Below are 15493 nucleotides of genomic sequence, written 5' to 3' on the forward strand. Positions count from 1 at the left end.
CTAATCGATCTAATCGATTGCGTCGCAATGCAGTGTATTTTTGGAAAGCCCCCCATGAACAACAATTTTTTACTGCAAGCGATTTTCGAGAGTTTCATTGATGGTGTGCTGATTGTGAGCGATCGCGGCGAAGTCATCTACGCCAACCGTTTACGCCAACCGTTCGGCTCACGAAATTTGCCGGATACTGTCGTCTGACGGGCTAAAAGCCATGCAATTGCCCAGCCAAATCTGGCGCGTTTGCCAAATGCTGGTCAACAATCGGGCGCTGCATCAAGATACGACGGTGATTCTAGAAGATGAAATTCTCACCAGTAGCAACAGTCCGCTGCGGATTCGGGTGGAGTGGATCGCGCTGGAATCGGTAGAGCGGCCCTGCCTGCGCGTGACGCTAGAAGACCGGATGCAGTCTGCCCGCAAACGGGCGATCGCCGAACGGGAACGCTACGGTCTGACGGAACGCGAGGCGGAAGTCTGGCTGTTGCGCCACTTGAACTGGAAATATAAGGCGATCGCCGCCAATCTGCACATCACCGTAGACACCGTGAAAAAGCACGTCCACAATATCTACGCCAAGCGCGATGCCTTCCAATGGGCGCAAGAATAGCGGCGATCTCGATAGTCAAATCTTCCTGATGCGTCGGGTGCCCCTCACAAGGCACCCGTTTTTTGCATAGGTTCCTACGGGTGGCAATATATGGAAGCCAGGAGAAGATAGAAGCACCTCACACCCCTTAATCAGGAGTTTTTGATGAGTCAGGAAACGTCCCCAACTCTTGGCAACGTCATTCGGAACACTGTCACTCGGAAACATAGGCTGGCGAGTGGACTGGTTGCCGCCGGACTGGCGCTCACTGTCGGCTGAAGCAGCCTCGCCAGCCCACCCGAACCGCTTTTGCAAATCCGCCGCGACCTGGCTGAGCTGGGCACCAGTGGAGATGCTGATGCGAAGTCGGCGGCCCTGGCGCTGGCAGCAGATGGCAATTTTTCACAGGCGCTGGCGATCGCCCGGTCTATCCAGAGTGAGCCTGACAAAGCCCTGACCTTGCAGGCGATCGCTGCGATCGCGGGTGAGGTGGGAGGTGCCAGTACGGTATTTACTTTCTTGCAAGAGGCGCTGGCAGCCGCGAGGGCGATTCCTCCTGGAGATGAGGATTGGACAGAGGAGACCAAACCTCAGGTTTTGAGCGCGATCGCGTTTACGGCAAACGAACTCGGAGAACCCGGCCTGGCCCAAGCTGCCCTGCAAGAGGCGATCGCCACCACAAAAGGAATCCATGAGTTTAGCAAGCCGGGAGCCTTGGCGACGATCGCAGTCGCCGCCGGTGATTTTGAGGATGCCAGCCTGGCCCAGCCCATTTTGCAGGAGGTGCTCGCCATCGCGAAACCCATGCAGGACGGGGACGGGCCCAATGGCATCATGTTCAACACGATTTTGCGGGCGATCGCCTTTGCAGTGAGCGAATTGGGAGACACCCGCCTGGCCCAATCCACGCTGCCAGAGCTGCTGGTCATTGCCAAATCCATGCCAGATGAGGCGGGCAAATCTGCTGTCCTGGACGCGATCGCGTCTGCGGTGGGCAAGCTGGAAACCCCCAGCCTGGCCCGTCCCATTTTGCAGGAGATTCTGGCGATGGCAAAGCCCATGCAAAATGAGCAGCATAAAGCCTGGGTGTTGCGGGCGATCGCAGAAGCGGTAGGCGAGCGCTAATCTTGCCCAACCCGTTCTGCTAGAGGCGCTGGCTTTGACAAAACCCATGCAAGGTGAAAACCACAAAATCATGGTTTTGAAGGCGATCGTCATTGCGGTGGGCGACCTGGGAGACATCAGCCTGGCTCAGCCCATTTTGCGAGAGGCGCTGGCTACGGCGAAAACCGTGCAGCCGGACAATACTGCTTATGCATTGGGCGCGATCGCCATTGCAGCGGGCGACCTGGGAGAAACCAGCCTGGCCCAATCCGTTTTGCAAGAGGTTCTTGCCATCGCGCAAGCCATACCGGATGAGTATGGCAAGTATGCGACCTTGAACGCGATCGCCATTGCAGTGGGCGACCTGGAAGACGCGACTCTTGCCCAGTCCGTTTTGCAGGAGGCGCTGACAACCGCGAGAGCCATGCAGAATGGAGAGTCCAAAGCTTACACCCTGAGCGCGATCGCCTCTGCGGCAGGCAAACTTGGCGAGAGCAGCCTGGTTCGGCCGATCTTGCAGGAAGCGCTAGCAACCGCGAAAGCCATTCAGGATGAACAAACCAAAGCTAACACCTTGAGCGCGATCGCAAGCACAGCGAATGAGCTTGGAGAAGCCAGTCTAGCCCAGGCAGCCTTGCAGGAGGCGCTGGCGTTCGTCAAAACTACTCAGGATGAGTTTAGCCGAGCAGATTTCTTGCGTGAGGTCGCATTTACAGCAGGCGAATTTGGCGACGCCAGCCTGGCCCGGCCTGTCCTCCAGGAGGCGATCGCCATCGCACAGACCATCCAGGACGAGGATGCCAAAACCAGATCATTGAGCGCGATCGCCGCCAGCGCTGCCAAAATCGGCGACTGGGAACTCGTCGCCTTGGTCACCTCGATCTGCCGCACGGATAGCTGCCTGACACAGACCCAAGCAGGCGCTCTGCGGGCATAGGCCGAGAACCAAAACCCCGCTCTGGCAGAGCTATATTGGCAGTTACAGAACCCGATCTCGTATCTCTCAGAACTTCCCATCCAGATGTTTTAGCAACGCATTGGAGATCTCAAAGTCCCCCTTTATTAAGGGGGATTTAGGGGGATCTGGCACACTTTGCTACAAACAGTAGGAATTTTCAAACGTTCTCTTAGACTGCGATCGCCCCAACACCCCAACACCCCAACACCCCATCACTCCCCCCGCGTCAATCTGGGAATCCTAAAAGCACTCCCTCCACCATTCCCTCCGCGATGCATCTTACCGATTCCGTTTCTGCGCCAGAGTGGGCGCGTGTCCGGGCGACGTTTCAGCAGGTTTGGGGCTACGACGACTTTCGACCGCCACAGGGCGACATCGTGCGATCGCTCCTCTCTGGGCGCGATGCCCTGGTGGTCATGCCGACGGGGGGTGGCAAGTCGATTTGCTTCCAGCTTCCGGCGCTGCTGCAAGCAGGGCTGACACTGGTGGTGTCGCCGCTGGTGGCGCTGATGGAAAACCAGGTGCAGGAGTTGCGCGAAAAGCGGCTGCCCGCCGCCCTGCTGCATAGCGAACTGCCGCCCCGCCAGCGCCAGCAAACACTGTGGCAGTTGGAACACGGGCGGCTGCGACTCTTGTATCTGTCGCCGGAGACGCTGCTGAGTGCGCCCGTGTGGAACCTCCTGAGCCAGCCGCAGGTGCAGATTCGCGGGCTAATTTTGGATGAGGCGCATTGCCTGGTGCAGTGGGGCGACTCGTTTCGGCCGGCTTATCGGCGGCTGGGGGCAGTGCGACCGGCGCTGCTAGCAGCGAAACCCGCAGGCACAACACTGGCGATCGCCGCGTTCACCGCCACCGCCGACCCGCAGGCGCAGCGGACGATTTCCGAAGTGCTGGGGCTGAACCAGCCGCAGGTGTTTTTGCAGAATCCCTACCGCCCCAACCTGGCGCTGTCCGTGCAACCGGTGTGGAGTCCACGCGGGCGCAGGCGATCGCTCTTGCGATTTATCCGGGCACGGCAGGGCAAGGCGGGGCTGGTCTACGTGCGATCGCGCCGGGAGGGCGAGGAACTGGCGGACTGGCTAACCCAGGAAGGCTTTCCCACGGCGGCCTACCATGCGGGACTAGCTCCGGCGCAGCGGCGACGGATTGAGCAGGCGTGGCTGGGTGGAGAAATGCCGTTTGTGGTTTGCACCAGCGCCTTTGGCATGGGGATTAATCATCCCCACGTCCGCTGGGTGATTCACTATCACGCGCCGCTGTTGCTGAGTGAGTATGTGCAGGAGGTGGGGCGGGCCGGGCGCGACGGCAAACCCGCCGAAGCGTTAACCCTGGTGAGCGATCGCCCCGGCTGGCTGAACCCGGATGATCGCCAGCGGCAGCAGTTTTTCACCGAAAAAGCGCGATCGCAGCACCAAACTGCCCAATCGCTGATCTGCAAGCTGCCAAAAGCGGGGCCCGTGGCCGGGGTGGCCCGCCAGTTTCCCGATGGGGCGATCGCCCTGGCCCTGCTCCACCGCAACGGTCAGCTGGTCTGGGACGATCCGTTTCACTACCGCATCCTGCCTGGCGCGACACCGCAGCCCTTCCGGGCAGACCCCGCCATCCGCCAAATGCAGGACTACCTCTATACTCACGAGTGTCGCTGGAAGGTGTTGCTGCATTGCTTCGGCTTTGCCCAAGACGCACTAGGGATGGGCTGCGGAACCTGCGATCGTTGTCGGGGGCGATCGTAATCTTTGAGTCGCCCTTGCTAAACTGAAGCCATTTAAGATTTAAGGAAGAGGCGCTGATCAGCACCCCTAAACCCCCAATTCCTAACCCCTAACCCCTCTCATGCTGCCCCATTTCCCCGGCATGAATCCCTACTTGGAAAACCCAGACCTGTGGACAGAGGTTCACTTTGGGCTGATTGGGGGGTTGGCGCGGTTTTTGAATGGGATCATTACGCCGAAATATCGAGCAGCGGTGGAAAAGCGAGTTTATCAGGATGCACTTCTGGTGGGCATTCCCGATGTGGCGATCGCCACTCGTCGAGCAGAACCAGCTTCACCAAGTGTGACGCGCATACAAACCGCTGTGCCAGCCAGCGAGCCAATTCAGGTTGCCGTGCCGATGCTGGAAGAGGTGACGGAGCGGTTTCTGGAAATTCGGGAAGTGGGTACGGGAACGGTTGTGACTGTGGTGGAAGTGCTGTCGCCCAAGAACAAGCGACCGGGCGAAGGACAGACTCAATATGACCGCAAGCGTCAAGCCCTGCTGAGCAGCAGCGCCAATCTGGTTGAGATCGATCTGCTGCGGACAGGAGAGCCAAAGCCAATGTTGGGGGGCGTGCCATCGGACTATCGAATCTTGGTAAGTCGGGCGGACGAGCGGCCTGCGGCATCTCTGTATGCGTTTAATCTGCGAGATCGGATTCCCCGATTCCCAGTTCCGCTGAAACCGAGCGACGAAGAGCCAGTCGTGGATCTGGAGGCGATTTTGAATCAGGTTTATACAGAAGCTGCGCTGGCGCTGGCGATCGCCTATGATCAGCCCCCAGTGCCGCCGCTACCAGAGGAAGACCAGCGCTGGCTGCAAACGCTGATCTCATCGGAACCTGGATCGCGGGAATAATTGTCATTCATCGAGCCAGCGCCATCCATAGAATCGCGAGAAGTCTGACAAAGCTTCGGCTCAATATCCAAAATCGGCAATCTAAAACCCAAAATCGCTAAAATCTCCACGGCAATTCTCCAGCAATTCTCAACCCCGCAGCAGAAGCCCCCGCTTTTGTGGTACTTATATTCAGATAGCAAATTGCTAATGATTAGCAGAGTCAGGTTTGTGGGGAAGGAGGGCAAACAACGTGAAACTGTCGGTTGTCATACCCTGCTATAACGAGTTGGGAACCATCGGGCAGGTGGTGGCGGCAGTGAGGCGATCGCCCATCCAAGATCTCGAAATCATCATTGTGGATGATTGCTCCACTGACGGCACGCGAGACTTGCTGCAATCTCAAATCGAACCACTTGTAGACCAGGTGGTTTATCATCCCAAAAATCGCGGCAAGGGAGCCGCCCTGCGAACCGGATTTGCGGCGGCAACGGGCGATATCGTCGTGGTGCAAGATGCTGATCTGGAATACGACCCCCAGGAGTTTCCCCTGTTGCTAGAGCCGATTTTGAATGGCAAAGCGGATGTGGTGTTTGGCTCTCGTTTTATGGGCGGTCGTCCCCACCGCGTGGTCTACTTTTGGCACATGGTGGGCAACAAGTTCCTGACGCTGTTGTCGAACATGCTGACGAATATTAACCTCAGCGATATGGAAACCTGCTACAAAGCCTTCCGCCGCGAGGTGATTCAGTCTATCCGCATTCAGGAAAACCGCTTTGGCTTTGAGCCAGAAATCACCGCCAAGGTCGCCAAGGCAGGCTGCCGCATCTACGAGGTGGGCATTTCCTATTACGGGCGCACCTACAAAGAAGGCAAAAAAATCGGCTGGAAAGACGGCTTCCGCGCGATTTACTGCATTTTGAGATATAACCTGTTTGGGTAAATACTGAGGCGATGCACGCTTTAAGCATCCGATTTTCGAGCCTCTGATTACAAGAATGTCTGAAGTTATAGGGTTCGTTATGAATATCTTTCATTGTTGTATTTACAAAACTGCTAGCCAATGGGTTAAGTCAATATTTTCAGATCCAAGGATTACTGAGTTTTCTAAATTGCGTGTATATGACTACGAGAGAGATGCATTTTTCAGAATAGGACCTCAGGCACTCAACAAAAAACTGTTTCCTAAGCCGCTGAAGGATAATACGTTTGTCACTCCGCTCTACATTAGCTATCCAGCTTTCAAAGAAATTGATAAAGGATCAAGCTATAAGGCTTTTTTTGTGACAAGAGATCCGAGAGATATTGTCATCTCTTGGTACTTCTCAACAAAGTATTCTCATGCTGTTATTGCTGACTACATTGCTAGAGATAGAGAATACTTTCGTTCTATCCCCGAAAAAGAGGGATTGAAGGAAGCCATTCATAGGGTCAGCAGAGCTGGTTTTTTTAATGCTCTAGGCTCTTGGGCTGATGCACCAAGCGAAAATAATAACATCCTTCTAGTTAAGTATGAGGACTTGACGGGAAAAGCTAGCTTAAGTAGCTTTAGGAGATTGTTTGAGCATTTTGAGATAGAAATTTCCGAGGAAGTTTTAAGGTCTGTTCTGGAAGATTACAGTTTTAAGAGGCTTACAGGAAGAGAGCGTGGTTTTGCAGATGAGAACTCTCACTTGAGAAAAGGTATTGAAGGAGATTGGGTCAACTTTTTTGACGATGAACTATTGGAAGTCTTTGAGGAGATTGCAGGGGACTTACCTCAGCGGTTTGGGTATAAGTCAAAAGATGAACTTCTGAGGGAGCATGTATCTCTCTATTATGATCTCTCAGTTCGGAATCTGGAAAATCTGCAACAAGCCAAGAGTGATCTTGCCAGTACCGAAGCCCAGTTAGAGTGTGTTAGAGCCGATTTGAGAGATACCAGAGATAGGCTATTTAGAAGTGATCAGGAGTGTGCTGAGCTTGGTCAGCAGTTATCCGAAGCTAATCAACAATTAGAAGAGTATAAAAATGAAGTGCAAACTTTGAGACTGCTTTTATCTCAAAGACAGAAGAAACTGCAAAGTGTGAAGAAGCAACTCCTACGTCATAGGGAGTTGTTAGACGACAGAGAACTCAGATTGCAGAGGGCTAGAGATATTATCGAGGACATGAGGAATAGCAAGTTTTGGAAACTTAAGGAGCTTTGGATGAGGTTGAAAACTCTACATCTTAAAAGCTTGATAGACATTTAGCTTTCTGTAAAGATTTCTACTAGGTGAGGGATTTTATGAGATTTTCTTGTTTTTGCTTCTCGGTCCAGCACCTTGTTCATTTCCACAATAGCGAGAACTGGCTATGAGTTCCAAGCAGGACTTATTGGAAGTGCTGAGCTTCGTAAAGCAATATAGTTCTCCTAGTGACACTGTTCTTGCGTCTGATAAATTCTCAGGTCACCTTAAAACTCTCCTGACCTATTCAGCTAGCCGAAAAAGTCAGGATATTAAATTTCAATGGGCAATTCTTAGCGAAAGCGAGTTGGGTCAGATTAGCCCTCGAATTTTATCAAGCATTCCAAAAAGAATGCTGCCTGTTTATACCAATCAAACTTATATTGTTTTCACTAGCAATCCCAATGCTGTAGCCATCTATCCCGAACACCCCAATCTGAAATCTCTGTTGCGCTCTATTGAGTGGATAGAGGCTCGTCAGGGATTGTCAATCATTACAAAGTTTCCCAAGCTTCTGCTGAAGTCAAAGCTTCATTCGTTCCAGCAGCAAGAAGCTGGACTCAAGTCTAAGATAAAAGCGTACCGGGGAACTTCTAAGTTGCTTCTGGAAGAACTTAGAGAAGAGTATTTTAGCCAGCTTTTGCCCATAAAGCCAACGATTCTAAACCTAATGGTGAATGATGTCTGCAATTCCAGATGTCAGATGTGCTTGATTTGGAAGAACAAAAAAGATAAGGAGTTTAGTCCAAGCGAACTAACAGAAGTTCTCAATGAAAACCTCTTTTCTAACCTGCAATACGTTGGGGTCAGCGGAGGAGAACCAACGCTGAGAAAAGACCTGCCTGAGCTATTTGAAGTCATCTGCAATAAGAAACCCAAGATTCTTGGTACAGGGATTATTACCAACGGAATCATTGAAGAAACTGTCAGGCAACAGGTTTTGAAGTCGGCAGAAATTTGCAGATCGAAGGGTGTACCGTTTAATGTCATGATTTCGCTAGACGGCATCGGCGACGTTCATGATGCCGTCCGAGGACGCGAAAATAACTTCAAAAGCGCTCTGTCTCTTATTCATTTTTTTAAGGAAGAGACTGATATTCCGGTTTCCTTCGGCTGCACTATTACCTCATCCAATGCTCCCTATGTGGATGAATTTCTTGATTATGTAAAAGAGCAGGGCTTATACGGTCGATTTAGAATTGCAGAGTTTATCGATCGTCTTTATAACGAGCCACAATCGGAGTTTATTCGCGCCTTTGATGATAGAACCGCATATCACCTAGCGTTATTCTTCTTTCGCCTAGAGCATGATTATGAAACAACTCCCATGTTTCAGAAGACCTATCGAAATATTCGGGCGATGCTAGGCGAACAAAAGCCCCGGCAAATTGGATGTCAGTATCAAACAAGGGGAGCAGTGCTGACGGCGCGTGGTGACTTGCTCTATTGCTCGCCAAAGTCGCCTATTTTAGGAAATGCGCTAGAGCAGCCCGCTAGCTCTCTGTACTTCTCTAATATTGCTAAGCGGGTCGAAGTTATCAAAAATCATTGCGATAACTGTATTCACGACTATCACCAGCCCATTACTATCCGCGAAACCCTTGCGAGTCGGCGAGAAACCCGCAGACGAAAGAAATATGAGTGTTCTTCTTTACTAGAAGCAGTTAGAAAGGTTTCAAAAGCTGTCCAACCTATTAGGGATATTGCTGCTTTGACCTCTAAGTCAGTGCTGATCGTGGGTTGGTATGGAACCGAGACGGTCGGAGACAAAGCAATTCTCTGGTCTGTGATCCAGCGCCTTAGGAATCGGATTCAGCCGCCAAATAGGGTTTATCTGGCGAGTCTCTATCCCTTCGTTTCGCGTTGGACGATTCGTGAAATGGAGCTAGGAGAAATTGCGATTTTAGAAACCTATTCAAAAGAATTTGAAGACGTTTGTGATCAAGTTGATGAGGTTGTGGTTGGGGGTGGCCCGCTGATGGATATTGAGCCACTGAACCATATCCTTTATGCGTTTTCTAGGGCGGCAAAGCGACGGGCGATCGCCCGCGTAGAAGGTTGCGGCATCGGCCCTTTGAAATCTCCGCTCTATACTCAGGTTGTTTCCGAAATTTTCAGGCTTTCAGACCATATTTCTCTAAGAGATTTGCCTTCGGTTGAACGATGCCACGAAGAGTTTGGCAGAAAAGACGCGGTTGAAATCGCTGACCCGGCTGTTGAGTATGTGCTATATCAGTCATCCCGGCTTACAGGACAAGACGATAGAGCTTCTAGTCAGCCACAGATCTCTTGTTTCTTAAGGGAGTGGACTCCCGAATATTTGGCTGATGTAGATCCGGCAGATTATGAGCCGACAAAATGCGCTTTTGAAATGCAACTCGCTCGTCTCGTCTCGACTGCTGCATTACGCTTGGGAATATCCAATATTGGGCTTTTCCCGATGCACACTTTCCATGTGGGTTGGGATGATCGCTGCTTCAATCGACGCTTTTCCCGATTGATTGCTAGTGAGGTTCCGGAGTCTGATCAGGCTATGCCTGAGTTATTGCCTGAGTTATCGATTGACGTTGAACGAATGCCTGTCTCTCCAGTGGAGATTCTGCAAGTTATGCAGCGCTCAAGGCTAAATCTCTGCATGAGGTTTCATTCTGTCTTGTTTGCAGAAACCCTGGGCATTCCCTATGTTGCGATCGATTACACCTCTGGAGGAAAGATTGCTGCCTTCCTAAAGACTCGATCAAAGCTAGATCAACTGATTTCTTTGCGAGAAATTGCTTCTGGCGCGTGGGAAGCCCGTTTCCAGGCGATTCTCGACAAGTTTTAGAAAGTTGATTCCTTTGCATTGTGCGCCGCATTGTGCGTTAATAGCTTGCACGCTTTTGATTCCACTGCTATCCCGCCTTTGGTGCAGATCACGCCATGAATATCGTTCAACTCAACACTTGGGATATTGATGGCGGGGCTGCTAGAGCGGCCTATCGCTTGCACAAGGGACTGCTTTTGGAGGGACACCAAGACACGCTGATTTGTCTGGCAAAAAGTTCGGAGGATGATGCAGTTCTAGAAATTGCAGCGGAGCCTATTGACCATCAACCCAACAGTTTATCGAGCGACCTCATTCAAAGGTATGGCATCAACGAAGGGCGTACTCCCCTTTCTAATACCTTATTTTCGTTTCCCTATCCCGGCTGGGATGTGAGCGGCTTACCCATCGTTCAATCCGCAGACGTGATTAACTTGCACTGGGTTGCACGATTTCAGTCTCTTGTCACTCTGAAAAAGCTGTTCGACCTGGGCAAGCCAGTGGTCTGGACTCTACACGATATGTGGGCCTTTTCGGGCGGTTGTCACTATTCGGCGGGATGCTCGAACTATGAGACGGATTGCGGCAACTGTCCCCAGTTGGTTCCCGATCTATACGGGTTGGCCACGGCGGCGTTGCAGGACAAGCTTGAGTTTTTTGCTGAGGCGAATTTAACGATTGTGACCCCAAGCCGGTGGCTGGCAGATTGTGCGCGAAGAAGTCGCCTGTTCCGTGATTTGAGAATTGAGGTGATTCCGAACTCCTTGGAAACAGATGTGTTCTTTCCGGTAGAAAAGGCGATCGCCAAGCAGAAGCTAGATATCGCTCCTGAGACGGTAACGCTGCTATTTGGCGCGTTTACAACTGAGGAACATCGCAAAGGCTTTGCACATCTCCTCAAGGCAACCCAGCAGTGTTTGGCGAATCCTGAGTTCCGCGATTTAGCAGAAAACCAGCGTTTGCAACTGCTTTGTTTTGGTGATCCCGATTCGTCGCTCGAGTCTTTGCCCATTCCAGTACAGGCCTATGGCAAAGTCGCTTCAGATGATATGCTGCGCGTGCTTTATGCGGCAGCGGATGTGTTTGTCTTACCCTCGCTAGAAGACAATTTACCCAATACCATGCTGGAGGCGATGAGTTGTGGAACTCCTGTGTTGGCGTTTAATGTAGGCGGTATTCCAGATGTCGTGGTTCCGGGAAAAACGGGATGGCTAGTGCCAGAAAAGGATATCGACCAGCTTGCAGAAGCGCTGTTGCAAATTGCGCTGCATCCAGAAACGGCCCGATCGATGGGGGCTGACTGTCGCCATTTGATGGAAGACCAGTTTTCATTATTGGTGCAAGCAACTCGCTATCTGGCGCTGTATCAAGACTTGCTAGGTCATGAGTTTCAACAACCCTCTGCCCCAGATCTTCTCTCAGCGGCCGACCTTGCCTTTGCCTCTGCTGAGACTAGTTTGGGTTTCCACAGTCGGCCTGTGCTGGATGCGATCGCCCGGCCTATTTTAGAAACTCAGTTACAACAAACAACTGCTGAGTTAATGGCTGCCAACACCCAAATTCAACAGCAGCAAGCCCAAATTCAACAGCAGCAGGCCCATTTCCAGCAAGAGCTTCAGCAACAGCAGGAAAAACTTTACGAAACACAACTGTATCTGAATCAAATTCAGTCTTATGCCAAGACTCTAGAGGTGCAAACGCTTCAACTGCGATCGCAATCGGAACAACTGCAATCACAACTATCCGAACGACAATCGCGGATCGACCAACTGAGGGCAGACAAGAAGAAATTGGGCGATCGCCTACAAAAAGCGAAGCTCAAGATCAGCAACTTGCAGCAACAGGTCGAAGCTATGCAAAGCAGCAAGTTTTGGAAGCTCCGCACAGCATGGGTTTCTTTGAAAAACCGATTGCGTTTGAATTCATAGCGGATATGAAAACGGCGCTGATTTGCGGCATTTCGGGGCAAGACGGAGCATACCTGGCGAGGTTTTTGCTCGAAAAGGGTTATGAGGTTCATGGAACCTCCCGCGATGCCCAGGTTTCGTCGTTTAAAAACTTGGATCGGTTGGGCATCCGCGATCGCCTGGTGCTGCATTCAATGGCGCTTAATGACTTCCGCAGCGTCCTGCAAGTGATTCATCGGGTCAAACCCGACGAAATCTATAACCTGGCTGGGCAGACCTCGGTTGGGCTGTCGTTTGAGCAGCCCGTAGAAACGATGGAAAGCATCACGCTGGGCACGCTCAATCTGCTAGAGGCGATTCGCTTTGTCAATGCGCCCATCAAGTTCTACAACGCTGGCTCTAGTGAATGCTTTGGCAACACGGGCGATCGCACAGCCGATGAAACCACTGCCTTTTCTCCACGCAGTCCCTACGCCATTGCCAAGGCCGCTGCCCACTGGCAGGTTGCCAACTATCGGGAAGCCTACAACCTCTTTGCTTGCTCTGGCATTTTGTTCAACCACGAATCTCCGCTCCGTCCCAGACGCTTCGTCACTCAAAAGGTAGTGACCACTGCGATCGAAATCTCAAAAGGTCGCGCAGAGCGACTGTACCTGGGCGATATCTCAATTCGGCGGGACTGGGGATGGGCAGCAGAGTATGTCGAAGCCATGTATCTCATGTTGCAGGCTCCACAGCCCGAAGACTATGTGATTGCCACAGGCGAAACCCATTGCCTGGAAAATTTCGTGACCGAAGTTTTTTCCTATGTGGGGTTAGATTGGACAGCCTATGTTGAGGTAGACAAGTCCCTGTTTCGACCGTCTGAAATTGCCGTCAACCGAGGCAGCCCCCAAAAAGCGCATGAGAAGCTAGGCTGGCGGGCCCAGAAAAAGATGAAAGACGTGGCGCGGGGAATGGTTGATGCCATTCTGTGCGATACTAGTCCAGATGCGTAAGCTAGGACGGAGCGAATCAAAGCAAATCTTGGGCGATCGCAGATTTAGGATTCCGTAAGGCGGCAGTTTGAGATGCAGAAGAAGGTTAATTTTCCAGCAAAACAGGCTAAACTTCGCCGACGCTTAGAGACTTTACTAACTGGTTACTCTGCATTTCCTAAGGGCAAAACGCTGACAAAAGCGGATGTTGTTATCACACCAAACGAGATCAATACTCGACACGGCACAGGCCTTCTCGTAAAACGAATCTTTGGCACAGGGGCGAATACAATCTCAATTCGCTCTGCGGATACCTACGCTGGCGATCATCAGTTTGGGGATCTCAGCTTGTCAATTTCTCATCGAGGCTGTTCTCGACCAGAGTCTTTTAAGAAGCTACTGAAGCAACTAGAGGACGTAACCATTCGTCGAATTCTTTGCATCCCCTTCTTCAAGGATGACCTAATTACGGCGATCGCCCTTAAGGAAATATTCAACGTCCAACTTTGCACTTACATTCTGGACGATCAGAACATATACGTTAAGAATATTCCAGATGGCTTGATGCGCGAGTTATTAGAAAAGTCCTCACTTCGTTTAGCCGTTTCTCCTGAAATGAGAGATGCTTACGAACAGCGCTATCGCCTAAAGTTTTGGTTCGTTCCACCCGTTGTACCTAGTGATCTAATTCAGAACTACTTCAAACCCGCCGCCGATGACAAAAGCAATGACAAGACGGGCGTACTAATTGGGAACGTCTGGAATGAGCGATGGTTCAACAATCTGCAAAAGCTTCTGACTGGTTTCCCGCATCACATTGATTGGTTCCGCAGCGGACAGGTTCAAGATTTTGAATGGCTTGCTGATAAACAAGCTTTTCTGCAACAGGGCATTCTTCGTGAGCAAAACTTCATTGAAGATGAGTTTGAATTCGTGCAAAAGCTGCGGCAATACCCCTATGCCGTCATACCCTCCAGCACGCTCGATCAGGAAGATGAACATCTTCCGGTTGGTTATCTTAGCTTGCCCAGTCGCATTCCTTACCTGCTGGCCACCACAAATATCCCAATGATTGTGGTAGGCAGCCCAAAAACCGCAGCCGCCAAGTTCATTGAGCGCTTTGGTGTAGGAGTAGTTTCAGATTATGATCCTGCCAGCTTCAATCAAGCTGTGGAGTACGTTACTGCTCCCGACAATCAGCGTGAAATGCGGCAGCGGGCCGCTATGTTAGCTGACGCATTTTCAGATAAGAAATTTGACACCTGGTTGTGGAAATCTCTAGAAGCAGGACAGCCAATCGACTTTAGATTTGAGGAACTCTGCCCGCATCGCCCTAGCGACCTGCTTTATTTCATTGAACCACCCACCCCACGAGATTTGTTTCCGGAGTTTGTTCCGTCATTCAATTCATTTCGTCGGCTAAAGCGGCGAGGGTATGAACCTAATTTTGTCATTGACGTAGGCTGTTCTGTTGGTGTTTGGTCATTTACCATCAGTAAGCTATATCCCAGCGTTCGCTACATCCTCATTGATCCACTGTTGGCAAAACATGATGCTAACTTATTGCGTCAGTTCGCTGGATCATTAAGACATCATGATTTAGTAGAAGCAGCAATTTCCAATCAGTCTGGGAAAACACACTTGCAAGTATCTCAAGATCTCTACGGCAGTTCTTTACTAAAGCCTGCTGACTTTCGCTCTTACGAGTCTGTTGAAGTCGAAGTCAAAACTCTCGATCAAGTCTCTGAGGAACTGTCGATTGAAGGACGGGGTGTTCTAAAGATTGATGTCCAATGCGCTGAGCATTTGGTTCTAGAAGGAGCAACCCAGTTTTTGTCCAAAGTCGATATTCTGGTTGTAGAGTTATCCCTCGTTCAGTATGATTCAGATGCTAAAACACTTACCGAAATGGTAGGCATCATCTCGGATTTAGGATTTCGCTACTACGATGATGCTGGAGAATGGCGATCGCCCGTTGATGGAGCCTTACTCCAAAAAGACATTGTCTTCGTTCGCGAAGGGCTGATCCCTTCAGAAACCAGCGACATTCTTCTAGACGAGAAATCCTTCATAAAACCCTCAGTCCGCTCTGAGGATGAAGGCTTTCGCCTGGGCGAATCATCTCCTGCTTTACCTTCTTACTACGAAGGCGAGATGATCTATAGCAAGATGTTTGGCGAACTCATCAACGAAGTCCAGCGTCTACATCGATATTACGTTGATTATCAAGCAAAATATACACTGACTGTCCACGATGAGTTGCTTGCGATGAAGCAAGATTTAGATGACCTAAAGAAGCGTTTTATGTATTGATTCCTCTTGCTTGAGGTGTACTTAGTTGGGGCGGCAATAGGAT

At 51.0% G+C, this 15493-nt stretch carries 12 protein-coding genes; all 12 read left to right on the forward strand.

The genetic code is table 11. The features are described 5' to 3' along the window. The first annotated feature begins 54 nt into the window (after window positions 1-54). The 12 genes from IGS16_RS13625 to IGS16_RS13680 all read left to right on the forward strand — a co-directional run bounded on the left by IGS16_RS13625 (window position 55) and on the right by IGS16_RS13680 (window position 15450). Window positions 55-198, forward strand: a complete 144-nt coding sequence (locus IGS16_RS13625) for a hypothetical protein (protein WP_297086258.1) — start codon at window positions 55-57, stop codon at window positions 196-198. A 13-nt stretch (window positions 199-211) separates the two neighbouring features. After that, window positions 212-607: a hypothetical protein gene (locus IGS16_RS13630; RefSeq protein WP_297086260.1), complete on the forward strand. Its 396-nt coding sequence runs from the start codon at window positions 212-214 to the stop codon at window positions 605-607. 288 nt (window positions 608-895) lie between these two features. Continuing rightward, window positions 896-1711, forward strand: a complete 816-nt coding sequence (locus IGS16_RS13635) for a hypothetical protein (RefSeq protein WP_297086261.1) — start codon at window positions 896-898, stop codon at window positions 1709-1711. A gap of 46 nt (window positions 1712-1757) precedes the next feature. After that, window positions 1758-2627 carry a hypothetical protein gene (locus tag IGS16_RS13640; protein WP_297086263.1) on the forward strand — a complete coding sequence of 290 codons (870 nt, stop codon included), beginning with the start codon at window positions 1758-1760 and terminating at the stop codon, window positions 2625-2627. Window positions 2628-2920: 293 nt separating this feature from the next. Then, the gene (locus tag IGS16_RS13645) at window positions 2921-4381 is read left to right on the forward strand and encodes an ATP-dependent DNA helicase RecQ (RefSeq protein ID WP_297086265.1); all 1461 of its coding nucleotides are present in this window, start codon (window positions 2921-2923) and stop codon (window positions 4379-4381) included. 100 nt (window positions 4382-4481) lie between these two features. Next, window positions 4482-5261 carry a DUF4058 family protein gene (locus tag IGS16_RS13650; RefSeq protein WP_297086267.1) on the forward strand — a complete coding sequence of 260 codons (780 nt, stop codon included), beginning with the start codon at window positions 4482-4484 and terminating at the stop codon, window positions 5259-5261. A gap of 232 nt (window positions 5262-5493) precedes the next feature. Further along, window positions 5494-6183, forward strand: coding sequence for a glycosyltransferase family 2 protein (locus IGS16_RS13655; protein ID WP_297086269.1), 690 nt, complete (start codon window positions 5494-5496; stop codon window positions 6181-6183). A gap of 79 nt (window positions 6184-6262) precedes the next feature. Then, window positions 6263-7474: a sulfotransferase domain-containing protein gene (locus IGS16_RS13660; protein ID WP_297086271.1), complete on the forward strand. Its 1212-nt coding sequence runs from the start codon at window positions 6263-6265 to the stop codon at window positions 7472-7474. Between the two features lie 103 nt (window positions 7475-7577). Next, window positions 7578-10274 carry a polysaccharide pyruvyl transferase family protein gene (locus IGS16_RS13665; RefSeq protein WP_297086273.1) on the forward strand — a complete coding sequence of 899 codons (2697 nt, stop codon included), beginning with the start codon at window positions 7578-7580 and terminating at the stop codon, window positions 10272-10274. A 95-nt stretch (window positions 10275-10369) separates the two neighbouring features. Next, window positions 10370-12181, forward strand: a complete 1812-nt coding sequence (locus tag IGS16_RS13670) for a glycosyltransferase family 4 protein (RefSeq protein WP_297086275.1) — start codon at window positions 10370-10372, stop codon at window positions 12179-12181. A 5-nt stretch (window positions 12182-12186) separates the two neighbouring features. Continuing rightward, window positions 12187-13158 (forward strand): GDP-mannose 4,6-dehydratase, encoded by a 972-nt coding sequence (locus IGS16_RS13675; protein ID WP_297086276.1) that lies wholly within the window; start codon window positions 12187-12189, stop codon window positions 13156-13158. A gap of 72 nt (window positions 13159-13230) precedes the next feature. Next, entirely contained in the window at window positions 13231-15450 is a 2220-nt protein-coding gene (locus IGS16_RS13680) for an FkbM family methyltransferase (protein WP_297086278.1), read from the forward strand. Window positions 15451-15493: the final 43 nt, after the last annotated feature.

The organism is Thermoleptolyngbya sp. C42_A2020_037 (assembly GCF_015272455.1).
Taxonomy (GTDB): Bacteria; Cyanobacteriota; Cyanobacteriia; order Elainellales; family Elainellaceae; genus Thermoleptolyngbya.

Excerpts from the sequence above, each read along its gene's own strand:
- IGS16_RS13625 (WP_297086258.1), top strand. The coding sequence starts at position 55 with ATGAACAACAATTTTTTACTGCAAGCGATTTTCGAGAGTTTCATTGAT.
- IGS16_RS13630 (WP_297086260.1), top strand. The coding sequence starts at position 212 with ATGCAATTGCCCAGCCAAATCTGGCGCGTTTGCCAAATGCTGGTCAAC.
- IGS16_RS13640 (WP_297086263.1), top strand. The coding sequence starts at position 1,758 with ATGCAAGGTGAAAACCACAAAATCATGGTTTTGAAGGCGATCGTCATT.
- IGS16_RS13645 (WP_297086265.1), top strand. The coding sequence starts at position 2,921 with ATGCATCTTACCGATTCCGTTTCTGCGCCAGAGTGGGCGCGTGTCCGG.
- IGS16_RS13650 (WP_297086267.1), top strand. The coding sequence starts at position 4,482 with ATGCTGCCCCATTTCCCCGGCATGAATCCCTACTTGGAAAACCCAGAC.
- IGS16_RS13660 (WP_297086271.1), top strand. The coding sequence starts at position 6,263 with ATGAATATCTTTCATTGTTGTATTTACAAAACTGCTAGCCAATGGGTT.
- IGS16_RS13665 (WP_297086273.1), top strand. The coding sequence starts at position 7,578 with ATGAGTTCCAAGCAGGACTTATTGGAAGTGCTGAGCTTCGTAAAGCAA.
- IGS16_RS13670 (WP_297086275.1), top strand. The coding sequence starts at position 10,370 with ATGAATATCGTTCAACTCAACACTTGGGATATTGATGGCGGGGCTGCT.
- IGS16_RS13675 (WP_297086276.1), top strand. The coding sequence starts at position 12,187 with ATGAAAACGGCGCTGATTTGCGGCATTTCGGGGCAAGACGGAGCATAC.
- IGS16_RS13680 (WP_297086278.1), top strand. The coding sequence starts at position 13,231 with ATGCAGAAGAAGGTTAATTTTCCAGCAAAACAGGCTAAACTTCGCCGA.